This window comes from Variovorax cryoconiti, assembly GCF_051216395.1.
Classification (GTDB): Bacteria; Pseudomonadota; Gammaproteobacteria; order Burkholderiales; family Burkholderiaceae_C; genus Variovorax.
In genome coordinates this window covers 434,289-460,464 of sequence record NZ_JBPJZI010000001.1, presented here as the reverse complement: position 1 = coordinate 460,464, position 26,176 = coordinate 434,289, and the positions used below count along the sequence as shown (strand labels likewise).

Here is a 26,176-nt window from a genome sequence, read left to right as displayed (position 1 = left end):
AACCATGAACGATCCAACCTGGACAGGCGCGCTGCGCCTTCTGGCCACCACAGCGGCGGCCGTTTGCCTCGCGGCCTGTGGCGGCGGGGGCGGCAGCGGCGATGGCGGCACCTCGGGCGACGCCAGCGGCCATGGCACGGCGCAGCCCGGCCCCGACGGCGGCAGCCCCGGCACCGGCCCCGGCATGCCCACCGAACCGACGGTGCCCGCCGTCCCGCCACCGCCGCCGCTGGCCTTCCCGGTGCAGGCCGAAGCCGACCCGCTCCTCGACGGCCTGGCCGCCATCCCGGCCGACGCGCCCACCCGGGGCATGTGGTCGCCCACGCAGCCCTGGCCGTCGAACGCGCTGCATGCCGCGCTGCTGCCGACCGGCAAGGTGCTCACCTACGGCAGCCCGCCGGGCAATCCCGCCGGGCAGGACGGCCGGCTTTACGACCTGTGGTCGCCGGCGCTCGGCTTCGGCGAAGGCAGTCACCGCACCGCGACCGAGTTCGGCCCGGTCAACAGCTTCTGCAGCACCGCCGCCTACCTGGGCGACGGCCGGCTGCTGATCAGCGGCGGCAACACGCCACTTGCCAGCGGGCTCTTCACGCCGGTCGACGGGCGCCTCGCGCTCGACACCGCGACGCTGGCGGATCAGCGCTGGTACGCCACGATGCTGACCCTGACCGATGGGCGCGCCGTGATGCTGGGCGGCATGGACCCGTACCAGGAAGGCATGGTGGGTGCGCCCGATGCCGCCATCGCCGCCGGCATTGTCTCGATGACGCCCGAGATCTACACCGCCGGCAGCGGCTGGCGCACGCTCTTCGGCGCCCGCAGCCGCGACGCCTTCGGCCCCGACTACCTGCGCGCCTCGTACCCACGCGCCTGGGTGGCACCGGACGGCCAGGTCGTCGGCATCTCCGCCGAGACGATGTGGAAGCTCGACCCCGCCGGCAACGATGCCCAGGGCGCGGTCACGGTGCTGGGCAAGTTCAAGACGCCGCCGAGCGCGACCGCGCCGGTGAACGTGGGCGCGACCAACAGCGCCGTGATGTTCGCGCCCGGCAAGGTGCTGCAGATGGGCGGCAACGGCACCAACAACGGCGACGGCCTGCCAGCCAGCGCCATGGCGACGGTGGTCGACTTCAACGGCGCCACGCCGGTGCTCACCGAAACCGCACCGATGCGTTTCGCGCGACGCTATGGCAACGCCACGGTGCTGCCCGATGGCAAGGTGGTGGTGACCGGCGGCACGCGCCGCGGCAACAACGGCGGGGCCGATGCGGTGTACGAGGCCGAGGTGTGGGACCCGGCCACCGGCCGCTGGACCACCGGTGCGCGCGCCGCGAACATCCGCGTCTACCACTCGGCCGCGCTGCTGCTGCCCAACGGCACGGTGCTGTCGTCCGGCGGCGGCGCGCCGGGGCCGGTCAACAACCAGAACGTCGAGATCTACTACCCGCCGAACCTGTTCCAGGCGGTCGATGGTGCAGCCCGACTCGCGCCGCGGCCGGTGCTCACCGGCATCAGCGCACTGCGCTTCACACCCGGTGCGCCATTCCAGCTCGACCTGGCCGACGCGTCGCGCGTCACGCGGCTGGCCCTGGTGACCAACGGCACGGTGACGCACTCCTTCAACAGCACGCAGCGCTTCCAGGCACTGAGCTTCACGAAGGAGGGCAACCGGCTCACGGCCCAGTTGCCGGCGAATCCGAACCTCACGCCGCCGGGCTACTACCAGCTCTTCGCGCTCGATGCGAACGGCGTGCCCTCGCGCGCCGTGATCGTCGGCGTTGGCCAGGGCATCGCGGCGCCGCCGATCGCGCTGCCGACCGCCACCACCGCGTGTGCCGACGAAGGCGGCATCTGCCGCGTGCCGAATGGCCGGCGCGGCGTCATCTACTACGGTGTCGATGGGAAGTTCGCGATCCGCTCCGACCAGACCGGCGACGTGGCCTGCACCGCGGCGAGCTTCGGCAGCGACCCGGCACCGGGCGCGGCCAAGCGCTGCTACCTGCTGCTGGTCAACCCGGCGAGCGCCGTGCCGTCGATTGACGCCGCACCGCTGCGCACCGGGGCCACCGCCCGCTACGCACCCGTCGTCGGCCTCACCGGCGCCAGCTACCGCTGGGACTTCGGCGACGGCAGCGCGCCGACCGCCTACGCCCTCAGCAGTGCCGCGAGCCACACCTACACCACACCCGGCGTGTACACCGTGACGCTCACCGTGCGCGACGCGAACGGGCAGGTCGGCACGCGCACCTTCGTGCAGGCCGTGACCGCGGCGCCGACCGCCAACGCGCCGGGCGCCTCCTCACCGCTGTTGCTGGAACCGCGCAGCGCCGCTGCCACGCGCCTGTGGGTGGTCAACCCCGACAACGACTCGGTGACCGTCTTCGACACCGTCGCCAACAGCCGCGTGCAGGAGATCCCGGTCGGCGTCGCGCCGCGCACGCTGGCGCGTGGGGCCGACGGCAACGTGTGGGTGACCAACCGCGACAGCGCCAGCATCTCGGTGATCGACCCCGCCAGCCTGACGGTGGTGCGCACCCTCGCCCTCCCCCGCGCCTCGCAGCCCTGGGGGCTGGTCGGCGCCTCGGACGGCCGCATGTACGTGAGCCTGGAAGCCGCCGGCCGGCTGCTGAAGCTCGACGGCAGCGGCGCCACGCTCGCCACGTTGGACGTCGGTGCGAACCCGCGTCACCTCGCGGTCAGCGGCGATGCGACACGCGTGCTGGTGTCGCGCTTCATCACGCCGCCGCTGGCCGGCGAAGCGACGGCCGTGGTCGACACCACGTCGGGCGGTGGCGAGGTGCTGGCCGTGAACACCGCCACGATGGCGCTGGCCGGCAGCGTGCGCCTGCGGCACAGCGACCGCAACGACAACGAGGTCCAGGGCAGCGGCATCCCCAACTACCTCGGCCCGGCCGTGATCGCGCCCGACGGCGGCAGCGCCTGGGTGCCGTCCAAGCAGGACAACATCCGCCGCGGCGTGCTGCGCAACGGCCAAAACCTGGACTTCCAGAACACGGTGCGTGCCATCAGTTCGCGCATCGACCTCGCGACGCTGGCCGAAGACGCCCCTGCACGCATCGACCACGACAACGCCAGCCTGGCGAGCGCGGCCACTTACGACCCGAGCGGCGCCTACCTCTTCGTAGCGCTCGAAACGGCACGCCAGGTCGAGGTGGTCGACGCCAGCGCAGGCCAGCGGCTGTTCCGCATCGAGGTCGGCCTGGCGCCGCAGGGCGTCACGGTGTCGGCCGACGGCAGCAAGCTCTACGTCCATAACTTCATGGCGCGCACCGTGAGCGTGGTCGACATCAGTCCGCTCACGCGGCTGGGCGAACTGCGCAGCAACCTGGTCGCCACGCTCGGCAGTGTGGCGACCGAGCAGCTCGCCGCCAACGTGCTCAAGGGCAAGCAGCTTTTCTACGACGCCCGCGACCCGCGGCTCGCGCGCGACGCTTACATGAGCTGCGCCACCTGCCACAACGACGGCGGACAGGACGGCCGCGTCTGGGACATGACGGGCTTCGGCGAAGGTCTGCGCAACACCATCGCGCTGAAGGGCCGCGGCGGTATGGGCCAGGGCTTCCTGCACTGGAGCGCCAACTTCGACGAGGTGCAGGACTTCGAAGGACAGATCCGCAACCTGGCCGGTGGCACCGGGCTGATGAGCGACGCGCTCTTCAACGCCGGCACGCGCAGCCAGCCACTGGGCGACACGAAGGCCGGCCTCAGCGCAGACCTCGACGCGATGGCTGCTTACCTCGCGTCGCTCGGCACCTTCGCACCCAGCCCGCTGCGCAACGCGGACGGCAGCCTCACGGCGGCCGCGCTCGCCGGCAAGAACGTGTTCCAGGCGCAGAACTGCGCGAGCTGCCACAGCGGCCTGCCCTTCACGGCCAGCGCCGACGCGACGCAGCTGAAAAACGTCGGCACCCTCAAGCCATCGAGCGGCAAGCGCCTGGGCGGCGCCCTGCCGGGCATCGATGTGCCGACCCTGCGCGACGTGTGGGCCACCGGGCCCTTCCTGCACGACGGCTCGGCGCCGACGCTGGCGGACGCGGTGAAGGCGCACAACGGCACGACGCTGGACGCGGGCAACCTGGCGAATCTGACGGAGTACCTGCGGCAGATCGGCGGGGAGGAATAGACGGCCGGGATTTCTCGCCTCGCGACGGGAAGCAGTACAGTGAGGCGCATCGAATCCCCTCGATGCCCCCTCATGAAGCGCTCTCACACCCGGCCCGCATCACCGCGTCCTCGCCGCTGGACCGCCTGGCTCGCGGCAGCGGCCATGGCCCTCCTTGTCCCCTCCGTCGAAGCGTCGCCCTCGATGGGCTGCAACGGCTCGCTCGTCGGCAAGGGCGACTCGCCCGTGTCGCTGCTTCAGAAGTGCGGCGAGCCGATCTATCGGCAGAACGTCTGCGTGTCGATGTTGCAGCTGGGCTGGGTCGTGACGCCCTACCGTTCAGGGGGGCCTGCTGCGATTCTTGCGAATCAATGCGTCCCCATGGAGGAATGGACCTACGACCGGGGACAAGGCGCCTTCTTCGGGGTCGTTCGCATCTACAACGGCACGATCGAATCAGTGCGCGACGGCGACCGGAACCGCTGAGCGTCAGACCGCGTGCCCTGCCGCCTGACAAGCGCGGCTCTTCCGCGCGTCGTCAGGTCAGCGCGCGTCGATCGCGAACCTCCAGGCTTGAATCGACTCGATCAGTCTTGGCGTTGCTGTCGCCGGGCTTGATCCTGAACCAGATGGAATACATCGCCGGCAAGAACACCAGCGTCAGGACCGTCCCGGCGAAGGTGCCGCCGATCAGCGTGTACGCGAGCGCGCCCCAGAACACCGAATGGGTCAGCGGAATGAATGCAAGGATCGCCGCGAGTGCGGTCAGGATCACGGGCCGCGCGCGCTGAACGGTCGCCTCGACCACCGCGTGGAACGGGTCCAGCCCCTCCTGCTCGTTGTGGTGGATCTGCCCCAGCAAAATCAGCGTGTTGCGCATCAGGATCCCCGACAGCGCGATGAGTCCGACCAGCGCATTGATGCCGAAGGCCTGCTGGAAGATGAGCAAGGTCGGCACCACGCCGATCAACCCCAGCGGGCTCGTGAGGAACACCATGACCATCGCCGACATCGAGCGCACCTGGAGGATGATGATGAGCAGCGTGGCCGCCAGCATGATCGGGAACAGCGGCAACATCGCTGCGGTCGCCTTCTCCGATTCCTCGATGGAGCCGGCCTGGACGATGCGGTAGCCCGCAGGCAGCTTCTCGATGATCGGCTGAAGCTGCTTCGTGATCGCGTTCGACACGTCCGGTGGCTGCATGCCGTCGGCAATGTCGCCCTGCACGGTGATGGTGGGCACGCGATCGCGTCGCCGCATGACCGGCTCTTCCATGCGCACCTCGACCTCACCGACCTGTGACAGGGGAATGCGTTGTCCGCCGGCGCCGGCGAGCGTGAAGTCCGCGATCCGACCCGGATCGAGACGCGTGTCGCCCGCCGAACGGGCCACCACCTGCACGGTGCGGATGTCTTCGCGCACGGTGGTCACGGGCGCGCCGCTCAAGAGGAACTGCAGTTGTTGCGCCACGGCGTTGGAGCTCAGTCCCACGGCCTGCAGACGGTCCTGATTCAAGGTGAAGTGCAGCGTGGGCGTGCGGGTGCCCCAGTCGGTGCTGACGGTGCGCATCATCGGGCTCGCATCCATCACCTGGCGCACGTCGGCCGCGATCCTCCGCAGTTCGTTCGCATCCGGCCCCGTGACACGGTAGGCCACCGGGAACGGCGAGTACGGGCCGAACACCAGTTGGGTCACCCGCAGCCGGGCCTCGGGCGCCAGGCCCTGCGTGATGGCCTCGCGCAGCCGCAGCTTCAGGGCATCGCGCTCGTCCTGGCTGGCGGTGCGGATGACGATCTTGGCGAAGGACGGGTCCGGCAGTTCCGGGCCCATGGCGAAGAAGAAGCGCGGTGCGCCCTGGCCGATGTAGGACGTGACGATCTGCGCCTCGGCTTGCCTGGACAGCCAGGCTTCGACCTTCGCCGCTGCGTCGCTGGTCTGCGTGATGGCCGTGCCATAGGGCATCTGCACTTCGACCAGCACTTCGGGCCGGTCGGAGATCGGGAAGAACTGCTTCTTGACCACGCCCATGCCGAGGATGGACAGGACGAACAGGGCGATGACGGCGCCCGCGACCAGCCACTTGCGTGCGATCACGCGCTCGAGCACGCGACGCAGCCGGTTGTAGCGCGGCGTGTCGTAGATCGCGGCATGGCCGCCTTCGATCTTCTTGAAGTTCGGCAGCAGCTTCACGCCCAGGTAGGGGGTGAACACCACCGCAACGACCCAGGAGGCGATCAGCGCGATGCCAACGATCCAGAACATGTTGCTCGTGTACTCGCCCGCGGTCGACGGTGCAAAGCCGTTGGGCATGAAGCCGACGGCGGTCACCAGCGTGCCCGAGAGCATCGGCGCGGCCGTGTGGCTCCATGCATAGGCCGATGCAGCGACGTGGCTGTAGCCTTCTTCGATCTTCACCACCATCATCTCGATGGCGATGATGGCGTCGTCCACCAGCAGGCCCAGCGCCAGGATCAGCGAGCCGAGCGTGATGCGGTCGAAGTTCTTGCCGGTGGCGGCCATGACCACGAAGACCACGGCCAGCGTGAGCGGCACGGCCGCGGCGACCACCAATCCCGCGCGCCAGCCCATGCTCAGGAAGCTCACCAGCATCACGACCAGCAAGGCCGCGAAGAACTTCATCATGAATTCGTCGACCGACGCGGCGATGTTCACGGACTGGTCAGTGACCTTGGTCAGGCTCAGGCCCAACGGCAGCTCGGCATTGATGGCAAGGGCTTCCGCGTCCAGCGATTGGCCCAGATCGAGCCCGTTCCAGCCCTCTTTCATCACGACACCGATCAGCAGGGCCGGTTCGCCGCCGTTGCGGATCATGAAGGTGCTCGGGTCTTCATAACCGCGCTTGACCGTGGCGACGTCTGACAGCTTCAGGGTGCGGCCTTGTGCGACCACCGGCGTGTCGCGGATCTTCTGCAGGGTGTCGAAGGCGCCGTCCAGGCGAATGAAGACCTGCGGTCCCTTGGTCTCCACCGACCCGGCCGGGCTCAGCGCATTCTGGGCATGGAGCGCGGCGAACACCTGCTGCGGGCCAATGCCCAGCGTCGCCAGGCGGTCGTGCGCGAACTCGACGTAGATCCGCTCTGGCTGCTCGCCGGCAATGTTCACCTTCTTCACGCCCGGCACGTGCAGCAGCCGCTGGCGCAGCGTTTCCGCATCGCGCACCAGCAGGCGCTGCGGCTCGCCCTTGGCCTTGAGCGCGAACAGGGCGAAGGTGACGTCGGCGTACTCGTCGTTGACCATCGGGCCGATCACGCCCGCCGGCAGATTGCCCGCTTCGTCGCCGACCTTCTTGCGTGCCTGGTAGAACTCGTCCTGCACCTTCGCGGGGGGCGTGCTGTCCTGCAAGGTCAGCGTGGTGAACGCGAGGCCGGGCCGGGTGTAGGTTTCAGCGCGGTCGTAGTAGCGCAGTTCCTGCAGGCGCTTCTCGAGCTTCTCGGCGACCTGGTCCTGCATCTCCTGCGCCGTCGCGCCGGGCCACGCGGTGATGACGGTCATCACCTTGATCGTGAAGGCGGGGTCTTCCGCGCGCCCCAGCTTGAAGAACGCGACCAGGCCCGCCAATGTGATCAGGCAGATCAGGAACAGGGTGATGGCACGCTCGCGGACCGCGAGCGCCGACAGATTGAAACGGCCCTCGCTCATGGACGGGCTCCGCCGCCCGCGGGCGACGCGACCGCGCCGGCAACGCGCACCTCTTCACCCTCGCGCAGCAGGTGCGCGCCGAGCGCGACCACGCGGTCGCCCTGCTGGAGCTGGCCCGTGACCTGGGCACGGTCGTCTTCCAGCGACTCCACCGTCACCGGCTGCCAGTGCACCTTGGCCGGCTCGCCGGTGATGACCCAGACGCCCGGCGCCTTGCCGGCGTCGAACAGGGCCCCGATGGGCACCTGCACCCCGTTCTTCGCGACGACCTTGCCGTCCCCGACGTGGACCGTCACCGTGGCGCCCAGCGGCGCATGGGCCAGCGCCCCTTCGAGCACATAGCGCGCCTCGAAGGTGCGGGTCAAGCGGTCGGCCGTATCCGACAGCTGGCGGAGCTTGACGGGGACCGCAGCGCCTTCCGTGCCGAACAGCGTGGCCTGGCCCACCGAGCCGATGGCCGGGCGCAGCGTTTCGGGCAACTGCACCACCGCCTCCCGGCGCCCGGATTGCGCCACGCGCACCACGACCTGACCGGCATTCACGACCTGGCCCGGCTCGACCAGCGTTTCGAGGACCGTGCCGTCGACATCGGCGACCAGGTCCGAATAGCGGTTGGCGTTGCGAGCGACCTCGGACTGCGCTTCGGCCGCGCTCAACTGGGCCTGGGCCGCATCCGCAGCCGCCTTGATCTGGTCGTAGGCCGAGGCCGAGATGGCGCCCGTTCCGCGCAGGTCGCGGTAACGGAGTTCTTCGTCGCTCGCCTGCTTGGCACGCGCACGGGCCGCGGCCACGGCCTCCTGCTGCGCCCGCGATGCCAGCTTCAGATCGACCGGGTCGATGCGCAGGAGCAGTTGCCCGCGCTTGACGGTCTGCCCCGCGTCAACCCGGCGCTCCAGCACCTTGCCGGCGACGCGAAAGCCCAGGTCGCTCTGGACGCGCGCGGCGACGGTGCCGCTGAACGAGCGCGACGTCGAGCCGGCCGGCTGCACCGTGGCGGCGCGCACGAGCGGCGTGAGGGTGCGTGCCTCGGGCGGCGTCTTCTCGCCGCAGGCGGCCAACGCAAACGGCAGGGCGCAGAGGACTGCGGAAGTAACCAAGCGGCGCGGCAGCATGAGAGTCCCATTGACGAATCGATCAGGACTCAAATTCTGCAACCAGTGACTATTTTAGTCAATGGTCACACAGATTTTTCGATCTCAGGGCGACAGGCTGCGCAGCACCAATCCAGACAGGAGTGCAGGCGCCTCGTCGGTGTGATCAAAGCTGTGACGCAACAACAGGGGGTTGATGTAGGGATGCATGACCAGGTAGATGGCCGCCGCGGCCTCGTCGATGGGCGTCTTGCGCTCAAACTCCCCCGAATCCCGCCCTTGCTGCAGCACCTCCAGGATCAGTTGCCGAACGAATTCCTCGTGCGCGATGGCGGACCGCCAGCGCTCGGTGGCGGCCGATATCGCGATCTCATAGAGCTTGCGATCCTGGAAGAACAAGCGAAGGCTCGCCTCGACGATCGCCTTGAACATGCGGCGCAGCTTTTCCGGCGGACGATCGACGGCGCTCACTGCGGCCACCACCTCGGCCTCGATCTCTCGCAGGCAATTGCTGCAGATCATTTCGCCGATGGCCTGCTTGGACTCGAAGAACTTGTAGATGTAGGCCTTCGAGAAACCAATGGTCTTGGCCAGGTCCGAGACGGTGGTCTTTTCATAGCCGTACTGGCTGAAATGCTCGGTCGCGGCGACCACGATCTGGTCTCTCACGTCATGGTCGGCCGGGCCGCGTGGCGAGACCGGGGAGGTGATGGCTGTGCTCATAGTCAGAGCTTAGCGTCACTTGCATGTTTGAACAAACAGTGACCATATCGTATACTGGTCACAATCCGTCAACGCGCACCGCCCAGAAGAACACCATGCTCACACGCACTTCACTCACGCTGGTCGCCGCCGCCTGCCTTCTCGCCGGCTGCGCCGTGGGCCCCGACTATGTTCACCCCGAAACCTCGCTGCCGCACAAGTTTCTCGGCCAGCGTGCCGTCGACGCGCGGGCGACCGTCGCCAACGCCGATCTGGCGGTATGGTGGGAAGGGTTTGGCGACGCCCAGTTGGCAAGCTACGTCGAACTCGCGTTGACGCAGAACCTCGATCTTGCGCAGGCTTCCGCCCGCGTCGCCCAGGCCCGGGCAGGCCTCGGTGCCGCGAACGCGGCGCTGCTGCCTTCGGGCAACGTCAGCGGACAGGCGGCGCGGGCCTACCAATCCATCGAGACGCCGCTGGGCCAGGTGCTGAACGCGCAGCCCAATTTCGACCGCTACGGCAACGCCTATGAGGCGAACCTCGGCGCGAGTTGGGAGCTGGACCTCTTCGGCGGCCTGCGTCGCGGGCGAGAAGCTGCGCTGGCCGACTACCAGGCGTCCGAAGCGGGCGCAGCCGCCACGCGCCTGACGGTCGCGGCGCAGACCGCCGACATCTACATCACCCTGCGCGGCCTGCAAGCCCGCCTGGACGTCGCGCGCCGGCAAGTGAGCACGCAGCAGGACCTGGTGTCCAAGGTCGACCTGCTCTATGGCAAGGGGCTGGCCGCCGAACTTCAATTGCGGCAGGCCGAGGGCGCGCTCGCGCAGGTCCGCGCGTCCGTGCCGGTGCTCGAAGCCGGCCTGGACGCCGCGATGAATGCCCTGGACGTGATGCTGGGCACAGCGCCCGGCGCGCATCGCGCGGAACTGGAACAGGCCGGCGCCATGCCCGTCGCGCCCCGCATCGATGGCGCCGGGTCGCCCGGCGATCTGCTGCGCCGCCGACCCGACCTGATCGCGGCGGAACGGCGCCTGGCCGCGTCGAACGCACGCATCGGCGTGGCCATGGCCGAGTACTACCCGAAGTTCTCCCTGGGCGGAATGGTCGGCAGCGCCACCTCGGTGTCCAGCGGCAACCTCTTCAGCAGCGGCGCAAGCCAGGGCGCGGGCATGCTCGGCCTGCGCTGGCGCCTGTTCGACTTCGGCCGCATCGACGCGCAGATCGAGGCCGCCAAGGGGCAGGACGCGGAAATGCTCGCCGCCTACCGGCTGGCCGCGCTGCGCGCCACCGAAGACGTGGAGAACGCGTTCTCCGCACTGGTCAAGCGCGAAGCGCAGACCGCCCTGCTGACGCAGGGCGAGGTGTCGCTCGGCCGCGCGAGGGGCGCATCGTTTGCGGCGTACCAGAAGGGTGTTGTCAGTCTGATCGAGGTTCTGCAGGCGGATGAGAGCCTGCTGCGCGTGGGCGATGCGAGGGTGCAGGCACAGACGGAATCGGCACGCGCAGCGGTCGGTGCCTTCAAGGCGCTGGGCGGCGGCTGGCAAGCGGAGCCCGTCGAGGCGGTGGCCATCCGCTCGCATTGAGATTTCCGGAAACGACCCGGTGACTAGATTCCAGCAACCACGCCCTGCGCGCGTTGCTCAAAGAATCAGCAGCGCCCGAAAGTCATTCACGTTGGTGTGCGTCGGCCCGGTGACCAGCAGATCGCCGAGGGCGTCGAAGTAGCCGTAGGCGTCGTTGCGGTCGAGATGGTCGGCAAGCTTGCGGCCCTGGGCGGTGGCGCGCGCCAGCGTGTCGGGCGTGACGAAGGCGCCGGCGTTGTCTTCCACGCCGTCGATGCCGTCGGTGTCGGCCGCGAGCGCCCACACGTCGGCCCGGCCGGCCAGCGCACCGGCCAGGCCCAGGCAGAACTCGCCGGCGCGGCCGCCGCGGCCCTTGGCCTGGCCGGGCTGGCGCGGGCGGATCGTCACCGTGGTCTCGCCGCCCGACAGGATCACGCAGGGCTTCGCGAAGGGCGCGCCCCGCAGCGCGACCGCGCGGGCCAGCGCGCCATGCACCTTGCCGACCTCGCGCGACTCGCCTTCCATCTCGTCGCTCAGGATGTGCGCGTCGATGCCCGCCGCACGCGCGGCCGCGGCGGCGGCTTCGAGCGATTGCTGCGGCGTGGCGATGAGGTGCGTGGTATGGCCCTGGAACACGGCGTCGGATGGCTTCGGCGTTTCGAGTGCGCCGCGCTCCAGCTGCGCGCGCACGGCCGGCGGCACCGCGATGCCGTAGCGGTCGAGGATGGCCATCGCGTCGGCGCAGGTGGTCGCGTCAGGCACCGTGGGACCGCTCGCGATGACAGCCGGGTCGTCGCCCGGCACGTCGCTGATGGTGAGCGTGACCACCTGCGCCGGCGCGCAGGCCGCAGCCAATCGTCCACCCTTGATGCGCGACAGGTGCTTGCGCACGCAGTTCATCTCGCCGATGTGCGCGCCGCTCTCGAGCAACTGCTTGTTGATGCGCTGCTTGTCCTCGAGCGTGAGCCCCTCGGCCGGCAAGGTGAGCAATGCCGAACCGCCGCCGGAGATGAGGCACAGCACCAGGTCGTCCGCCGTGAGCCCTTCGGCGAGCGCCAGGATGCGCTCGGCGGCCTTCAGCCCGGCCGTGTCGGGCACGGGGTGCGCGGCCTCGACGATCTCGATGCGCGACGCGAGTCCCTCCGGTCGCGGCGGGATGTGGCCATAGCGCGTGACGACCAGCCCCGACAGCGGCGCCTCGGCCGGCCACAGCGCTTCGAGCGCCTGTGCCATCGAGCCGCCCGCCTTGCCGGCGCCCAGCACCAGCGTGCGGCCCCTGGGCGGCGTCGGCAGACACGGGGCCATGCCGGTCAGCGGCAAGGCGCGCGCGACCGCGACGCCATACAAGTGCGCGAGGAATTCGCGCGGGGACGTGCGTGCATCAGGCACGCCGGAAGAAGGGTTCGGTGCGATCATTTGCGTTGTCTCCACGCTCTATTCTGTCTGCTCGCGCCATGACCACCCTGCTCATCCGCAACGCGACCTGCGTCGCCACCTTCGACGACGCGCGCACCGAGTGGCGCGATGCGTCGGTCTTCGTGCGCGAGAACCGCATTGAGGCGATCGGGCCGGCGGCTGACCTGCCACAGACGGCCGATGAGGTGATCGACGCGCGTGGCCACCTCGTCGTGCCGGGGCTGATCAACACGCACCACCACATGGTTCAGTCGCTGACCCGCGCGATCCCCGCGGTACAGGACGCGGAGCTGTTCTCGTGGCTGCGTGGCCTGTACCCGATCTGGGCCGGTCTCACGCCGGAGATGGTGCATGTGTCGACGCAAGTCGCCATGGCCGAGCTGCTGCTGTCGGGCTGCACCACGAGCAGCGACCACCTCTACATCTACCCCAACGGCGTTCGGCTGGACGACAGCATCGACGCGGCGCGCGAGATCGGCATGCGCTTCGTGGCGACGCGCGGCAGCATGAGTGTCGGCGCCTCGCAGGGCGGCCTGCCGCCCGACCGCGTGGTGGAGCGCGAAGACACCATCCTGTCCGACACGCAGCGCCTGATCGAGACGCACCACGACGCCACGCACGGTGCGATGGTCAACGTGGCGGTGGCGCCCTGCTCGCCCTTCAGCGTGAGCCGCGACCTGATGCGCGAATCGGCGCTGCTGGCCCGCTCGTTCAAGGGCCAAGGCGTGCGCCTCCACACCCACCTGGCCGAGAACGACCACGACATCGCCTACAGCCGCGAGAAGTTCAACTGCACGCCCACCGAGTACGCGCAGGACCTGGGCTGGCTCGGCCACGACGTGTGGCACGCGCACTGCGTGAAGCTCGACGCCGAAGGCATCGCGCTGTTCGCGAAGACGAAGACCGGCGTGGCGCATTGCCCGTGCAGCAACATGCGGCTGGCCTCGGGCATCGCACCGATCCGCCGCATGCTCGACGCGGGCGTGCCGGTCGGCCTGGGTGTGGACGGCAGTGCCAGCAACGACGGCGCGCACATGGTCAACGAGGCGCGCCAGGCACTGCTGCTGGCGCGCGTGGGCCGGTCACTCGAACCCTTCGGCTGCGACCATGGCCCGTCGGAGATGACGGCGCGCGATGCGCTGGCCATCGCCACGCGCGGCGGTGCCGCGGTGCTGGGCCGCGCCGACATCGGCCACCTGGCGCCGGGCCTGTGCGCCGACCTCGCAGTGTTCGACCTGAACACCGTCGCCTTCGCGGGGGGCGCGGTGCACGACCCGGTCGCGAGCCTGCTGCTGTGCGCCAGCCCGCAGGCGGCCTATACCGTGGTCAACGGGCGGGTGGTGGTGCGGGAGGGGCAGGTGGCAACCGTCGACCTGGGGCCGCTGGTGGAGCGGCACAACAGGCTGGCGCGCGAGCTCGCTGCGGGTTGATCTTCCGCCTGAGCGCCGGGCACTGGGCGTCGTAGCGGGCGCATGCCGGCGCGGTGCACTGCTTCGTTCGTGTCCCCCGCCTTCGGCTCCTCCTTGACCTCACTGCGCAGTACACCCCACCGGCCTGCGCCTGGACGCGGCCGTGGTGATCGCGTTGAACGACATGGCGTGCCCAAGGCCGAGGGTGATGGGTAGCCCCTGCAGCGAAATAAAGGAGGAGCCGCAGGCGGGGGACATTCGCGGAAGGGGCTGCCCGTCGCCCTCGAGCCCGCCACGAACATTCATGACTTCTTAGGCAACACGACAACGCACAGAGCGTCGACCAAAGCCTATTGCGTCTTCGCCCCCGCCTCGAACCAGCGCCCGATCAACGCCCGCTCCGCATCCGTGATGCCGGTCGCGTTGTTCATCGGCATGATCTTCGTCACCACCACCTGCTGATAGACGGCCTGCGCATGCGCCGCCACCTGGTCGGACGTGTCGAGGCGCACGTTCTTCATCTGCACCGCTGCGCCATGGCACATGTAGCAGCGCTGCTCCAGCACCTTCTGCACATCGCCGAACGCGACCTTCGGTATCACCGCACCCGGCGCCGGTGCCGCCACGGGTTCGGGCTTCATCCAGACGATGGTGAGGCCGAGCACGGCGATGCCGACCATCGCGTAGGGCAGCGGATTCTTCGCGTTGCCCAGCTTGAAGCGATGCCGCACCACGAAGAACTGACGGATGGCCGCGCCGCCGAGCATGATCAGCAGCAGCACGATCCAGTTGTAGGGGTGTGTGTACGTGAAGCTGTAGTGGTTGCTCAGCATCGCGAACAGCACCGGCAGCGTGAAGTAGGTGTTGTGCACGCTGCGCTGTTTGCCGCGCTGGCCGTGGACCGGGTTGATCGGCTTGCCCTGGCGCATCAACGCCACGTTCTCGCGCTGGCCAGGAATGATCCAGAAGAACACGTTGCCGCTCATGGTCGTGGCCATCATCGCGCCGACCAGCAGGAAGGCGGCGCGACCGGCGAACCAGTGGCAGGCCAGCCAGGCCGCGAAGGCGACGAAGACGGCGACCAGCACGCCGACGATCGCATCACCGTGCTTGCGGCGGCCGAAGATCTGGCAGATGCCGTCGTAGACGATCCAGAACACGACGAAGAAGGCCAGCGCCACCGAGATGGCGGCGCCCGGCTGCCAGTCCATCTTGGACTTGTCGATCAGGTAGGTGCTCGCGTTCCACAGGTACGACATCGTGAACAACGCGAAGCCGGTGATCCAGGTGGTGTAGCTCTCCCAGTACGACCAGTGCAGGTGGTCGGGCAGCTTCTTGGGCGCCAGGCCGTACTTCTGCATGTTGTAGAAGCCGCCGCCGTGCACCGCCCACTGTTCGCCGCTGACGCCCTTGTCGAGCGACTCGGCGTCCTGCGGTTTCTCGAGGCTGTTGTCCAGCATCACGAAGTAGAAGGAAGCACCGATCCAGGCAACGGCGGTGATGACGTGGACCCAGCGCAGCAGCAGGTTGGCCCAGTCGAGGTAGTAGCTTTCCATGCTCAACCTTGTCGGCGCGTGGGGGCGCCTTGTCGTTTTGGCCTGCTCACCACCGCGGGCGCTGTAAGCAGAAGAAGAGCCGCGAACGCAGGTCCTGCAAAGGACCTGGCTCCGCTGCGGCATGGAGTTGTGAACCGAAGTGTATGCACTTTTTCGGCCGTGAGGCCGCCATCGTCAGTCGCTGTCGATCGATTGCAACAACTGTGCCGCCACCGCGACGGCGATCACCTCCGGCTCCTTGCCACCGATGCCGGGCACGCCGATCGGGCAGGTGATGCGGGCCAGCTCCGCCTGCGAAAAGCCGCGCGCCTCCAGCCGGTGGCGGAAGGTCGCCCACTTGGTCTTGCTGCCGATCAGGCCGACGTAGGGCAGGTCGCCCTGCAGGCGCAGCCGCTGCAGGCAGGCGATGACGATGTCGAGGTCTTCGGCATGGCTGAAGCTCATGATCAGCACGCGTGAGCCGGGCGCCAGGCCGTTGACGGCCGATTGCACCGGTTCGGAATGCTCGGTCTCGACCTGCGCCGGCACGGTGGACGGGAACACGCCTTCGCGGCTGTCGATCCAGCGCACGGCGAAGGGCAGCGTCACGAGCAGCCGCGCCAGCGCCGCACCGACGTGACCGCCGCCGAACAGCGCCACCGGCTTCAGGTGCGCGCCGAGTTCGTCGCGCAGCGCGGGCGCATTCCCGGCGTCGACGCGACGGAAGCGCAGGAACACCACGCCGCCGCAGCACTGGCCCAGGCTCGGCCCCAACGGGTAGCGGCGGATGCCGTCGATGGGCTCCCCGCCACCGAGCCAGGCACGCGCTTCCCGCACCGCCTGGAATTCGAGCTGGCCGCCGCCGATGGTGCCGGTCAGCGCGTCGGGCCAGACAGCCATCCAGGTGCCGGCCTCGCGCGGTACCGAGCCCTTGGTCGCCTCGACGCGCACCAGCACCCCCGGGCCAAGGCCGAGCCGATGCAACAGGTCGTCGAGGGCAGGATTCATGCCGTGGATTGTCCCGCGGGATGACGCCCCGTTACGGGGCCCGGCTGTATGCACGGTATAACCCCGGCGATGATTTGCAGCCTCTCACCGCGTCGTTTCGCCCTCGCCGGCGCCCTGTTCGCCACCCTGTGGCTCGCCGGCTGCGGCAGCAGCCCGAGGGCGCCCATCACCCAGCCGGTGCCCGGCCAGCTCAGCGGCGCGACGCCGGAGCCCGGGCCGGCCACCCGCACCGTGCCGCGCGCATCCACCGCGGCCAACCCGCGCGACTACCGCAAGGACGCGGCCCGCCACATCTACGACGCCAACAAGGAGCGCATCTACGGCGGCAAGCTGCCGGCACTGCTCTATGCGGTCGGCACGCTGCAGGTCAACCTGGACGCCCACGGCAAGGTGTTGTCGATGCACTGGATGCGTGCGCCGAAGCACGCGCCGGAAGTCATCGCGGAGATCGAGCGCACGGTGTTGGAAGCCTCGCCCTTTCCGGCCGCCGCGCAGCTCGGCCGCGTGACCTGGACCGACACCTGGCTGTGGGACAAGGGCGGTCACTTCCAGTTGGACACTTTGACCGAAGGCCAGTTGTAGGCCTCAGGAGCCTCGGTAGGTCGAGTAGCTCCACGGGCTCACCAGCAGCGGCACGTGGTAATGCTGGTCGGTGTGGGCCACGCCGAAATCGAGCGAGACCTTGTCGAGGAAGTTGGGCTCGGGCAGTTGCACGCCGCGCGCCTTGAAATAGGCGGCCACCTCGAAGGTCAGGCGGTAGGTGCCGACGCGGATGGTGTGGTTGTCGTAGAGCGGGCCGTCGCTGCGGCCGTCGGCGTTGAGGGTGAAACGCTTCACCAGCGTCGCGCTGTCGCCCTGCGTGGTGTACAGCGCCACAGCCATGCCCACGGCGGGCGCGCCGTGCATCGTGTCGAGTACGTGGGTGCTCAGGCCCATGGGTTGCTCCTTCGGTCTCCGGCACGCCGGCGGTTCATTTGGTGAACAAAAGTGTATACAGTTATTGGCTTTGGGTCTATCATCAATCCATGGAGCCCTCCCCCACCGGCGCAATCGTCGACGCCCTGACCAAGGCCATCGTCGAGCACCGCCTGCAGCCGGGCAGCAAGCTGGCCGAACAGAAGCTGGCCGATCACTTCGGTGTGTCGCGCACGCTGGTGAGGCAAGCTTTGTTCCAGCTCTCGCAGAACCGGCTGATCCGGCTCGAGCCGGCGCGCGGCGCCTTCGTGGCGGCACCGGCGGTCGACGAAGCCCGGCAGGTCTTCGCGGTGCGGCGCATGCTCGAAGCCGAGATGACGCGCGCCTTCGTGCGCGAGGTGACGCCGGCGCGCATCAAGGCGCTGCGCGAGCACGTGGCCAACGAGAAGGCGGCGGTCGCCGCCGGCGTCGGCGCCCGGGGCAACGAACTGCTCGGCGATTTCCACGTCCGCATGGCCGAGCTGATGGGCAACGCGGTGCTGGCGCAGATGCTGGGCGAGCTGGTCTCGCGCTGCGCGCTGATCACGCTGATGTACCAGCGGCCGGTGGCGGCCCAGCATTCCAACGAAGAACACGCCGACATCGTGAAAGCGCTGGCGGCCCGAGACGAAGAACGGGCCGTGCGCCTGATGACCGAACACCTGGAACACGTCGAGGCCAGCCTGACCTTCGACAGCCGGGTGCCGACCAACGACATCTCACTTGCGCTGTCCTGAACGCGGCGTCACCCCCATGAGCGATACCGTCCCCACCCCCTACCCCCGCGACCTCGTCGGCTACGGCCGCCACGCGCCCCACGCCCAGTGGCCGGGGCAGGCGAAGATCGCCGTGCAATTCGTCCTCAACTACGAAGAAGGCGGCGAGAACAACCCGCTGCACGGCGACCCGACCTCCGAGACCTTCCTGTCGGAACTCATCACGGCGCAGGCCTACGAGAACCGCCACATGACGATGGAGTCGATGTACGAGTACGGCTCGCGCGTCGGCGTCTGGCGCATCCTCAAGGAATTCGAATCGCGCGGCCTGCCGCTCACGGTCTTCGGCGTCGGCATGGCGCTGCAGCGCTACCCGGAACTGGTCGAGACCTTTTTGAAGAACGGCTACGAGATCGCCAACCACGGCCTGCGCTGGATCCACTACCAGAACTTGGCCGTAGCCACCGAGAAGCGCCATCTCGACCTGGCCACGCACGTCATCCGCGACATGACCGGCGGCCAGTGGCCGCTGGGCTGGTACACCGGCCGCGACAGCCCCAACACCCGCCGGCTGGTGGTCGACCAGGGCAGCTACGACTACGACAGCGACTACTACGGCGACGACCTGCCCTTCTGGATGCAGGTCGAGAAGAGCGACGGCAGCATCGCCCCGCACCTGGTGGTGCCCTATTCGCTCGACTGCAACGACATGCGCTTCGTGCAGACGCAGGGCTTCAACACCGGCGACCACTTCTTCACCTACCTGCGCGACAGCTTCGACGCCCTCTATGCCGAAGGCGAAGAAGCGCCGAAGATGATGAGCATCGGCATGCACTGCCGCCTGCTGGGCAAGCCCGGCCGCATCGGCGCGCTGCGCCGCTTCCTCGACCATGTGCAGAGCCACGAACGCGTGTGGGTCTGCCGCCGCATCGACATCGCCCGGCACTGGAAGCAGGTGCACCCGTTCCGGCCCGTCGCAGGAGAATGACATGCCGCTGAGCATCGACCAACTCAACGCTGCCTCGCCCACCGAGGCGATCGCCCTGCTCGACGGCGTGTACGAGCACTCACCGTGGATCGCCGAAGAGGCGCTGGCCGCGCGGCCCTTCCGATCGCTGCAACACCTCAAGCACGCCATGGCGCGCGTCGTCAACGACGCCGATGCCGACGCGCAGCTGGGCCTGATCCGCGCCCACCCTGAGCTCGCCGGCAAGGCGATGACGGCGAACACGCTGACGGCCGAATCCACCAACGAGCAGCGCAAGGCCGGGCTGACCGACTGCACACCCGAGGAGCTCGAGACGATCCGCCAGCTCAACGCCGCCTACGGCGCGAAGTTCGGCTTCCCCTTCATCCTCGCCGTGCGCGGGCCGCGCGGCACCGGCCTGCAGAAGCAGGAGATCATCGAGACCTTCGAGCGCCGCGTGGACAACCATGCCGACTTCGAGCGTGCCGAGTCGCTGCGCAACATCCACCGCATCGCCGAGATCCGCCTGAACGACAAGTTCGGCGTGACGCCCGCGCTGGGCAACGACGTGTGGGACTGGCACGAGCAGCTGGCGGTGCACAGCGACCCGGGCTTCAAGGAAAAGGGCCAGCTCACCGTCACCTACCTGACCGACGCGCACCGCGCCTGCGCCGCGCAGATCGCCGCGCTGATGCGCGAGGTGGGCTTCGACACGGTCGAGATCGATGCCGTGGGCAACGTGGTCGGCCGCTACGAAGCGTCCGTTCCCGGCGCGCGCGCACTGCTCACCGGCTCGCACTACGACACCGTGCGCAACGGCGGCAAGTACGACGGGCGGCTGGGCATCTTCGTGCCCATCGCCTGCGTGCGCGAGCTGGTGCGCCAAGGCCGCCGACTGCCCTTCGGCTTCGAGGTGGTCGCCTTCGCCGAAGAGGAAGGCCAGCGCTACAAGGCGACCTTCCTCGGCTCGGGCGCACTCATCGGCCACTTCAACCCCGACTGGCTGACGCAGAAGGACGCGCATGGCATGACGATGCGCGAGGCCATGCAGCACGCCGGCCTGCGCGAGCAGGACATCCCCGCCATCCAGCGCGACCCGGCACGCTACCTCGGCTTCGTCGAGGTGCACATCGAACAGGGCCCGGTGCTCAACGAGCTCGAACTGCCGCTGGGCATCGTCACCTCCATCAACGGCGGCGTGCGCTACGTGTGCGAGGTGATCGGCATGGCGAGCCACGCCGGTACGACGCCGATGGACCGCCGGCGCGACGCCGCCGCGGCCGTCGCCGAGCTGATGGTCTACGCCGAACAGCGTGCCGCGCAGGACGGCGACTCGGTCGCCACCGTCGGCATGCTCGAGGTGCCCGCCGGCTCCATCAACGTGGTGCCGGGCCGCTGCAAGTTCAGCCTCGACATGCGCGCCCCCAACAACGCCCAGCGCGACGCCATGGTGGCCGACGTGCTCGCGACGCTCGACGCGATCGTGCAGCGCCGCGGCCTGCGCCAGACGCGCGAACTCGCCATGCAGGCCTCGGCCGCGCCGAGCGCGCCCGACTGGCAGCAGCGCTGGGAGCGCGCGGTCGACGCGCTGGGCGTGCCGCTTTTCCGCATGCCCAGCGGCGCCGGCCACGACGCGATGAAGCTGCACGAGGTGATGCCGCAGGCCATGCTCTTCGTGCGCGGCCTGAACGCCGGCATCAGCCACAACCCGCTCGAATCGAGCACCAACGACGACATCGACCTGGCGGTGAACGCTTTTCAGCGCCTGCTCGACGACCTCGCCAAAGAACAGAACCCCGCCACACCATGACCGACTACGCCAAGCTCGACGCCTGGATCGACGCCCACTTCGACGAGGAAGTGACCTTCCTGCAGCAGCTCGTCCGCGTGCCCACCGACACGCCGCCGGGCAACAACGCGCCGCACGCCGATCGCACCGCCGAACTGCTCGAAAACTTCGGGTTCACTGCCGAAAAGCACCCGGTGCCGGCGCAGCAGGTGAAGGACTACGGCCTCGAATCCCTCACCAACCTGATCGTGCGCCGCGCCTATGGCCCCGGCCGCACGGTGGCGTTGAACGCGCACGGCGACGTCGTGCCGCCGGGCGACGGCTGGACACACGACCCGTACGGCGGCGAGATCGACGGCGGCGCGCTGTACGGCCGCGCGGCCGCGGTCAGCAAGAGCGACTTCGCAAGCTTCACCTTCGCCCTGCGCGCGCTCGAAGCGGTCGCCAAGCCGATAAAGGGCGCGGTCGAACTCCACTTCACCTACGACGAGGAATTCGGTGGCCTGCTCGGCCCGGGCTGGCTGCTGAGCCAGGGGCTGACGAAGCCCGACCTGATGATCGCCGCAGGCTTCAGCTACGAGGTCGTGACCGCCCACAACGGTTGCCTGCAGATGGAGGTGACGGTGCACGGCAAGATGGCGCACGCCGCCATCCCGGCCACCGGCATCGACGCGCTGCAGGGCGCGGTGCACATCCTGAATGCGCTGTATGCGCAGAACGCGCTGTACAAGAACGTGAGCTCCGAGGTCGAGGGCATCACGCACCCCTACCTCAACGTCGGCCGCATCGAAGGCGGCACCAACACCAACGTCGTGCCGGGCAAGGTCGTGTTCAAGCTCGATCGCCGCATGATCCCGGAAGAGAACCCGGCCGAAGTCGAGGCGACGATCCGCCGCGTGATCACCGAGGCGGCAACGGAATGCGCTGGCGTCACGGTGGACATCAAGCGCCTGCTGCTGGCCAACGCGATGCGCCCGCTAGAAGGCAACAAGCCGCTGGTCGATGCGCTCCAGAAGCACGGCGAGGCGGTGTTCGGCGAGCCGATTCCTGCCATGGGAACTCCGCTCTACACCGACGTTCGCCTGTACGGCGAAGCCGGCATCCCCGGCGTGATCTACGGCGCCGGCCCGCGCACCGTGCTCGAGTCGCATGCCAAGCGCAGCGACGAACGCGTGGTGCTGGGAGACCTCCGACGCGCCACCAAAGTCATCGCGCGGACGCTGGCCGACCTGCTGACCTGACCGAGACGCGCGCCTAAGCCACCGGCGCCACGCCGGCCAGCAAGTCCCTGAACGCCGCGGCCGCCGGCGACAGCGAGTTCCCTGGCGCACGCAGCAGCACCAGCGTGCGTGCCAGTTGGGGCCGCCCGATGGGCCGCACCTCCAGCCCATGCCATTGCGCCAGCGGCCGCAGCGCCATCGTGACCACCGCGATGCCCAGCCCTTCGCGCGCCAGGCCGACCGTGGTCCAGGGCAAGGCGATCTCGAAGACGTAGTCGAGCGTGATGCCGCGCTCGGCCAGCTTGTCGTCGAGCAGGCGGCGCACCGGGTTGCCCGGCAGGTAGCCGATGATCGATTCGCGCGCCAGCTGTGACCATTCGAGCGATCGCTTCGCGCTCAGCGCGTGCCCCGGCGGCAGCACCGCGACGAACTGGTCGGTGAACAGCGGCGTGACGACCAGGTCGGTGCGCGCATCGGTCTGGGTCGCGATGCCGAGGTCGGCGGCACCGCTGCGCACCAGCGCGTGCACCTCGTGCTCCGGCACGTCGTGCAGCACCACACGCACGCCGGGATGCGTCTCCCGAAAGCTGCGGATCACCGGCGGCAGCAGGAGGGCGCACTGGGCATTGGGCGCCGCCACGTCGATGCGGCCGCGTGCGAATACCGCGAAGTCGTGCGCGCTTCCCAGCAGCTGGTCCCAGTCGGCCACCAGACGGCGTGCGGCCGGCAACAGCGCCGTGCCGGCCTCGGTCGGTCGGCAGGCCCGCGTGTGCCGGTCGAAGAGCCGCGTGCCGAGCATCTTCTCGAGCTTGCCGAGCGCGGCGCTGAGCGACGACTGCGACATGCCGAGGTGCTCGGCCGCCCGCGTGAAGTGCCCGCTTTCGGCCACTGCCACGAAGACGCGAAGCTCGGCCAATGAAGGTTTCATCGGAAATCCTGATTGATTTATCGGATTATCCGTCTTTATCGATACAGCGCAATTGCCTATTCTTCCGGTTTCCCGGCCGTGGCCCGCGCCGCCTGCTCGCCCTTCCTCGCCCCTTCAAGGAGCTTTCGATGCGTTCTCCCGCTTCCTCCAGCGTCCATCCCGTCGACCAGAAGCTGCCGCTCGGCAAGCTCACGGCGCTCGGCCTGCAGCACGTGCTGGTGATGTATGCGGGGGCGGTCGCGGTGCCGCTGATCGTGGGCCGCGCGCTCAAGCTGAGCCCGAGCGAGGTCGCGTTGCTCATTTCGGCCGACCTGTTCTGCTGCGGCATCGCCACCCTGATCCAGTCGCTCGGCGCCACGCAGTGGTTCGGCATCAAGCTGCCGGTGATGATGGGCGTGACCTTCGCGTCGGTCGCGCCGATGGTGGCCATCGCCAATGCCAACCCGGGGGTGGCCGGCGCGCAACTGCTCTTCGGCTCGATCATCGGGGCCGGCGTGATCTCGATCCTCATCGCGCCGGTGGTGAGCAGGCTGCTGCGCTTCTTCCCGCCGGTGGTGACGGGCACGATCATCGCGGTCATCGGCATCAGCCTGATGCGCGTGGGCATCAACTGGATCTTCGGCAACCCCTTCGGCCCGACCGCACCAGCCATCGTCGACCCGGCCTACGCCAAGTGGCTGGCCGACGTCACCTCGCCCGGCAGCGCCATCCCGCCGGTACCCAAGGGCTTCGCCATTTTGCCGACCGTGCCCAACCCCAAGTACGCCGACCTCACCGGCTTCGGCGTGGCCGCGCTGGTGCTGGTGTCGATCCTGCTGATCGTGAAGTACGCCAAGGGCTTCATCGCCAACATCTCGGTGCTGCTGGGCATCGCGATCGGCGGCGTGGTCGCCACGGCGATGGGCATCATGACCTACGAGAAGGTCGGCAAGGCACCGTGGTTCGACGTGGTGCTGCCCTTCCACTTCGGCATGCCGCAGTTCGACCCGATCCTCATCCTCACCATGACGCTGATCATGATCGTGGTGATGATCGAGTCGACCGGCATGTTCCTGGCGCTGGGCGAGATGACCGAACGCAAGATCGACCAGAAGGACCTGGCCAAGGGCCTGCGCACCGACGGCCTGGGCACGCTCATCGGCGGCATCTTCAATACCTTCCCCTACACCAGCTTCTCGCAGAACGTCGGGCTGGTGGCCGTCACCGGCATCAAGAGCCGCTACGTGTGCGTGGCCGGCGGCGTGATCCTGGTGGTGCTGGGCCTGCTGCCCAAGATGGCGGCGCTGATCGAGTCGCTGCCCACCGTGGTGCTGGGCGGTGCAGGCCTCGTGATGTTCGGCATGGTGGCCGCCACCGGCATCCGCATCCTGTCGGGCGTGGATTTCAAGACCAACCGGCACAACCCGATGATCGTCGCCGTGTCGATCGGCGTCGGCATGATTCCGCTCATCGCTCCCAACTTCAAGCAGTGGATGCCGCACGGGCTGCACTCGCTGATCGAGTCGGGCATTTTGCTGGCCTCGATCACGGCGGTGCTGCTGAACCTGTTCCTGAACGGCGCGAAGCATGACGAGGCCGCGATCATCGCCGCAGCCAAGCAGGCAGAGGCCCACTGACACGCAGTCGCTTGCAGGCGCGGGACTTTCCCGTAGCCCAAAGCGCCACTCGATGGCACATTGCTTGCATACAAGACGATGCTTTTCTTGTATTCAACAATATCCGGGAGTGTCAAAAATCATGGCTCGCTTTGCGAAATCTCTCTTCGGGCAGGTTGTCATTGCCCTCGTGCTCGGCGTCGTTCTCGGGCTTGCAGCCCCCGACTTCGCCGCCAAGCTGAAGCCCCTGGGCGACGGCTTCATCAAGCTGATCAAGATGATCATTCCGGTGCTGGTGTTCTGCGTCGTGGTGCATGGCATCGCCGGCGCGGGCGACCTCAAGCGTGTCGGGCGGGTCGGCATCAAGGCCCTGATCTACTTCGAGGTGCTGACGACCATCGCCCTGGCGCTGGGCCTGGTCCTGGCCTTCGTCTTCAAGCCGGGTGTGGGCATGAACGTCGATCCGAAGCTGCTCGACGCCTCCGCGATGGGCGCCTACGCGTCGAACGCCGACAAGCTCACCAGCGGTGGCACGGTCGAGTTCCTCATGAAGCTCATTCCCAACACGGTGGTCCAGGCCTTCGCCACCGGCGACGTGCTGCAGGTGCTGCTCTTCGCCGTGCTCTTCGGTTGCGCCCTGGCGTTGCTGGGCGACCTCGGCAAGCCCGTGGCCGTGGTGGTCGACGCCATGTCGCTGGTGCTCTTCAAGATCATGGGCATCATCATCAAGCTCGCCCCGCTCGGCGTGCTGGGTGCCATTGCCTTCACCGTCGGCAAGTACGGCATCGGGTCGCTCAAGCAACTCGGCATGCTGGTGGCGCTGTACTACGCGTCGGTGCTGATCTTCGTTTTCGGCGTGCTGGGGCTGGTCATGCGTCTGTCGGGCTTCAGCCTGATCAAGCTGCTGCGCTACCTGCGCGAGGAACTCGCCATCGTTTTCGCGACCACTTCCTCGGACAGCGTGCTGCCGCAGATCATGGCCAAGCTCCGCCGCATGGGTGTGCGCGACTCCACGGTGGGTCTTGTCATCCCGACGGGCTACTCGTTCAACCTCGACGCGTTTTCCATCTACATCACGCTGGCGGCCGTGTTCATCGCGCAGGCCACCAACACGCCGATTTCGATGTCCGACCTGCTGACCATCCTCGCGATCGCACTGGTCACGTCGAAGGGCGCGCACGGCGTGCCGGGTTCGGCCATCGTGGTGCTGGCGGCCACGCTGCACGCCATCCCGGCGATTCCGGCCATCGGGCTGGTGCTGGTGCTGTCGGTCGACTGGTTCATGGGCATCGCCCGCGCGCTCGGCAACCTGATCGGCAATTGCGTCGCGACCGTGGCCATCGCCGCCTGGGAAGGCGACATCGACCGTGAACGCGCGCACGCGGTGCTCGACGGCCGGCAGGTGCCTGACGATGCCGACGCGATTCCCTCGGCCGCACACGCAGCGCATTGACCGGCCTGGCGCGCTCCCGGCCCACGATCACACGCGCCGCGCGCTGA

General features: G+C 68.5%; 19 protein-coding genes. 11 read left to right on the top strand and 8 right to left on the bottom strand.

Going from position 1 to position 26,176, the window contains the following annotated elements; all coding sequences use genetic code 11:
- Positions 1-4: 4 nt before the first annotated feature.
- Both ACSFA2_RS02310 and ACSFA2_RS02305 read left to right on the top strand, forming a co-directional pair.
- Positions 5-4,144 (top strand): galactose oxidase-like domain-containing protein, encoded by a 4,140-nt coding sequence (locus tag ACSFA2_RS02310; RefSeq protein WP_435453689.1) that lies wholly within the window; start codon positions 5-7, stop codon positions 4,142-4,144.
- 144 nt (positions 4,145-4,288) lie between these two features.
- A complete protein-coding gene (locus ACSFA2_RS02305) occupies positions 4,289-4,609 on the top strand; it encodes a DUF2845 domain-containing protein (protein ID WP_435453688.1) in 321 nt (106 codons plus the stop codon).
- A gap of 52 nt (positions 4,610-4,661) precedes the next feature.
- Here ACSFA2_RS02305 and ACSFA2_RS02300 read toward each other — a convergent pair whose 3' ends face one another.
- From ACSFA2_RS02300 to ACSFA2_RS02290, 3 genes are all read right to left on the bottom strand, one after another.
- Positions 4,662-7,784, bottom strand: a complete 3,123-nt coding sequence (locus ACSFA2_RS02300) for an efflux RND transporter permease subunit (protein WP_435453687.1) — start codon at positions 7,782-7,784, stop codon at positions 4,662-4,664.
- Positions 7,781-8,896, bottom strand: coding sequence for an efflux RND transporter periplasmic adaptor subunit (locus ACSFA2_RS02295; RefSeq protein WP_435453686.1), 1,116 nt, complete (start codon positions 8,894-8,896; stop codon positions 7,781-7,783). The genes ACSFA2_RS02300 and ACSFA2_RS02295 overlap by 4 nt, the downstream gene beginning before the upstream one ends.
- An 84-nt stretch (positions 8,897-8,980) precedes the next feature.
- Entirely contained in the window at positions 8,981-9,598 is a 618-nt protein-coding gene (locus tag ACSFA2_RS02290; protein WP_435453685.1) for a TetR/AcrR family transcriptional regulator, read from the bottom strand.
- Positions 9,599-9,693: 95 nt separating this feature from the next.
- Here ACSFA2_RS02290 and ACSFA2_RS02285 point away from each other — a divergent pair, with 95 nt between their 5' ends.
- A complete protein-coding gene (locus ACSFA2_RS02285; protein WP_435453684.1) occupies positions 9,694-11,160 on the top strand; it encodes an efflux transporter outer membrane subunit in 1,467 nt (488 codons plus the stop codon).
- Positions 11,161-11,217: 57 nt separating this feature from the next.
- Here ACSFA2_RS02285 and ACSFA2_RS02280 read toward each other — a convergent pair whose 3' ends face one another.
- Positions 11,218-12,555: a glycerate kinase type-2 family protein gene (locus tag ACSFA2_RS02280; protein WP_435453683.1), complete on the bottom strand. Its 1,338-nt coding sequence runs from the start codon at positions 12,553-12,555 to the stop codon at positions 11,218-11,220.
- Positions 12,556-12,593: 38 nt separating this feature from the next.
- Between ACSFA2_RS02280 and ACSFA2_RS02275 the strand changes: the two genes are divergently transcribed.
- Entirely contained in the window at positions 12,594-13,985 is a 1,392-nt protein-coding gene (locus ACSFA2_RS02275; RefSeq protein WP_435453682.1) for an 8-oxoguanine deaminase, read from the top strand.
- Between the two features lie 329 nt (positions 13,986-14,314).
- On the opposite strand, the gene ACSFA2_RS02270 is transcribed toward ACSFA2_RS02275, so the two are convergent.
- Both ACSFA2_RS02270 and xdhC read right to left on the bottom strand, forming a co-directional pair.
- Positions 14,315-15,520, bottom strand: coding sequence for a urate hydroxylase PuuD (locus ACSFA2_RS02270; protein ID WP_435453681.1), 1,206 nt, complete (start codon positions 15,518-15,520; stop codon positions 14,315-14,317).
- A 174-nt stretch (positions 15,521-15,694) separates the two neighbouring features.
- Entirely contained in the window at positions 15,695-16,507 is an 813-nt protein-coding gene (xdhC, locus tag ACSFA2_RS02265; protein ID WP_435453680.1) for a xanthine dehydrogenase accessory protein XdhC, read from the bottom strand.
- A 69-nt stretch (positions 16,508-16,576) separates the two neighbouring features.
- Here xdhC and ACSFA2_RS02260 point away from each other — a divergent pair, with 69 nt between their 5' ends.
- Complete coding sequence (locus ACSFA2_RS02260; protein WP_435453679.1) at positions 16,577-17,089, top strand: hypothetical protein; 513 nt, start codon at positions 16,577-16,579, stop codon at positions 17,087-17,089.
- A gap of 3 nt (positions 17,090-17,092) precedes the next feature.
- On the opposite strand, the gene uraH is transcribed toward ACSFA2_RS02260, so the two are convergent.
- Positions 17,093-17,443 (bottom strand): hydroxyisourate hydrolase, encoded by a 351-nt coding sequence (gene uraH / locus ACSFA2_RS02255; protein ID WP_435453678.1) that lies wholly within the window; start codon positions 17,441-17,443, stop codon positions 17,093-17,095.
- 89 nt (positions 17,444-17,532) lie between these two features.
- Between uraH and ACSFA2_RS02250 the strand changes: the two genes are divergently transcribed.
- From ACSFA2_RS02250 to ACSFA2_RS02235, 4 genes are read left to right on the top strand one after another with little or no spacing between them, the layout of a single operon-like run.
- Positions 17,533-18,198 carry a GntR family transcriptional regulator gene (locus ACSFA2_RS02250; RefSeq protein ID WP_435453677.1) on the top strand — a complete coding sequence of 222 codons (666 nt, stop codon included), beginning with the start codon at positions 17,533-17,535 and terminating at the stop codon, positions 18,196-18,198.
- A 16-nt stretch (positions 18,199-18,214) separates the two neighbouring features.
- Positions 18,215-19,165, top strand: coding sequence for an allantoinase PuuE (puuE, locus tag ACSFA2_RS02245; RefSeq protein WP_435453676.1), 951 nt, complete (start codon positions 18,215-18,217; stop codon positions 19,163-19,165).
- A gap of 1 nt (position 19,166) precedes the next feature.
- Positions 19,167-20,954, top strand: coding sequence for a 2-oxo-4-hydroxy-4-carboxy-5-ureidoimidazoline decarboxylase (gene uraD / locus ACSFA2_RS02240; RefSeq protein WP_435453675.1), 1,788 nt, complete (start codon positions 19,167-19,169; stop codon positions 20,952-20,954).
- Positions 20,951-22,174 (top strand): M20 family metallopeptidase, encoded by a 1,224-nt coding sequence (locus tag ACSFA2_RS02235; RefSeq protein WP_435453674.1) that lies wholly within the window; start codon positions 20,951-20,953, stop codon positions 22,172-22,174. Before uraD ends, ACSFA2_RS02235 begins: the two co-directional genes overlap by 4 nt.
- A gap of 13 nt (positions 22,175-22,187) precedes the next feature.
- On the opposite strand, the gene ACSFA2_RS02230 is transcribed toward ACSFA2_RS02235, so the two are convergent.
- On the bottom strand, positions 22,188-23,081 hold the full coding sequence (locus tag ACSFA2_RS02230; RefSeq protein ID WP_435453673.1) for a LysR family transcriptional regulator: 894 nt from the start codon (positions 23,079-23,081) through the stop codon (positions 22,188-22,190).
- Positions 23,082-23,209: 128 nt separating this feature from the next.
- Here ACSFA2_RS02230 and ACSFA2_RS02225 point away from each other — a divergent pair, with 128 nt between their 5' ends.
- Both ACSFA2_RS02225 and ACSFA2_RS02220 read left to right on the top strand, forming a co-directional pair.
- Entirely contained in the window at positions 23,210-24,697 is a 1,488-nt protein-coding gene (locus ACSFA2_RS02225; protein ID WP_435453672.1) for a nucleobase:cation symporter-2 family protein, read from the top strand.
- A 121-nt stretch (positions 24,698-24,818) separates the two neighbouring features.
- Positions 24,819-26,129: a C4-dicarboxylate transporter DctA gene (locus ACSFA2_RS02220; RefSeq protein WP_435453671.1), complete on the top strand. Its 1,311-nt coding sequence runs from the start codon at positions 24,819-24,821 to the stop codon at positions 26,127-26,129.
- The last annotated feature ends 47 nt before the right edge of the window (positions 26,130-26,176 follow it).

Bases quoted from the DNA above. Each gene is read 5' to 3' on its own strand.
- ACSFA2_RS02275 (WP_435453682.1), top strand. From the start codon at position 12,594: ATGACCACCCTGCTCATCCGCAACGCGACCTGCGTCGCCACCTTCGAC.
- ACSFA2_RS02225 (WP_435453672.1), top strand. From the start codon at position 23,210: ATGCGTTCTCCCGCTTCCTCCAGCGTCCATCCCGTCGACCAGAAGCTG.
- uraH (WP_435453678.1), bottom strand. From the start codon at position 17,443: ATGGGCCTGAGCACCCACGTACTCGACACGATGCACGGCGCGCCCGCC.
- xdhC (WP_435453680.1), bottom strand. From the start codon at position 16,507: ATGAATCCTGCCCTCGACGACCTGTTGCATCGGCTCGGCCTTGGCCCG.
- ACSFA2_RS02235 (WP_435453674.1), top strand. From the start codon at position 20,951: ATGACCGACTACGCCAAGCTCGACGCCTGGATCGACGCCCACTTCGAC.
- ACSFA2_RS02230 (WP_435453673.1), bottom strand. From the start codon at position 23,081: ATGAAACCTTCATTGGCCGAGCTTCGCGTCTTCGTGGCAGTGGCCGAA.
- ACSFA2_RS02250 (WP_435453677.1), top strand. From the start codon at position 17,533: ATGGAGCCCTCCCCCACCGGCGCAATCGTCGACGCCCTGACCAAGGCC.
- ACSFA2_RS02300 (WP_435453687.1), bottom strand. From the start codon at position 7,784: ATGAGCGAGGGCCGTTTCAATCTGTCGGCGCTCGCGGTCCGCGAGCGT.
- uraD (WP_435453675.1), top strand. From the start codon at position 19,167: ATGCCGCTGAGCATCGACCAACTCAACGCTGCCTCGCCCACCGAGGCG.
- ACSFA2_RS02270 (WP_435453681.1), bottom strand. From the start codon at position 15,520: ATGGAAAGCTACTACCTCGACTGGGCCAACCTGCTGCTGCGCTGGGTC.
- ACSFA2_RS02305 (WP_435453688.1), top strand. From the start codon at position 4,289: ATGGCCCTCCTTGTCCCCTCCGTCGAAGCGTCGCCCTCGATGGGCTGC.
- puuE (WP_435453676.1), top strand. From the start codon at position 18,215: ATGAGCGATACCGTCCCCACCCCCTACCCCCGCGACCTCGTCGGCTAC.
- ACSFA2_RS02280 (WP_435453683.1), bottom strand. From the start codon at position 12,555: ATGATCGCACCGAACCCTTCTTCCGGCGTGCCTGATGCACGCACGTCC.
- ACSFA2_RS02285 (WP_435453684.1), top strand. From the start codon at position 9,694: ATGCTCACACGCACTTCACTCACGCTGGTCGCCGCCGCCTGCCTTCTC.
- ACSFA2_RS02220 (WP_435453671.1), top strand. From the start codon at position 24,819: ATGGCTCGCTTTGCGAAATCTCTCTTCGGGCAGGTTGTCATTGCCCTC.
- ACSFA2_RS02310 (WP_435453689.1), top strand. From the start codon at position 5: ATGAACGATCCAACCTGGACAGGCGCGCTGCGCCTTCTGGCCACCACA.
- ACSFA2_RS02260 (WP_435453679.1), top strand. From the start codon at position 16,577: ATGATTTGCAGCCTCTCACCGCGTCGTTTCGCCCTCGCCGGCGCCCTG.
- ACSFA2_RS02295 (WP_435453686.1), bottom strand. From the start codon at position 8,896: ATGCTGCCGCGCCGCTTGGTTACTTCCGCAGTCCTCTGCGCCCTGCCG.
- ACSFA2_RS02290 (WP_435453685.1), bottom strand. From the start codon at position 9,598: ATGAGCACAGCCATCACCTCCCCGGTCTCGCCACGCGGCCCGGCCGAC.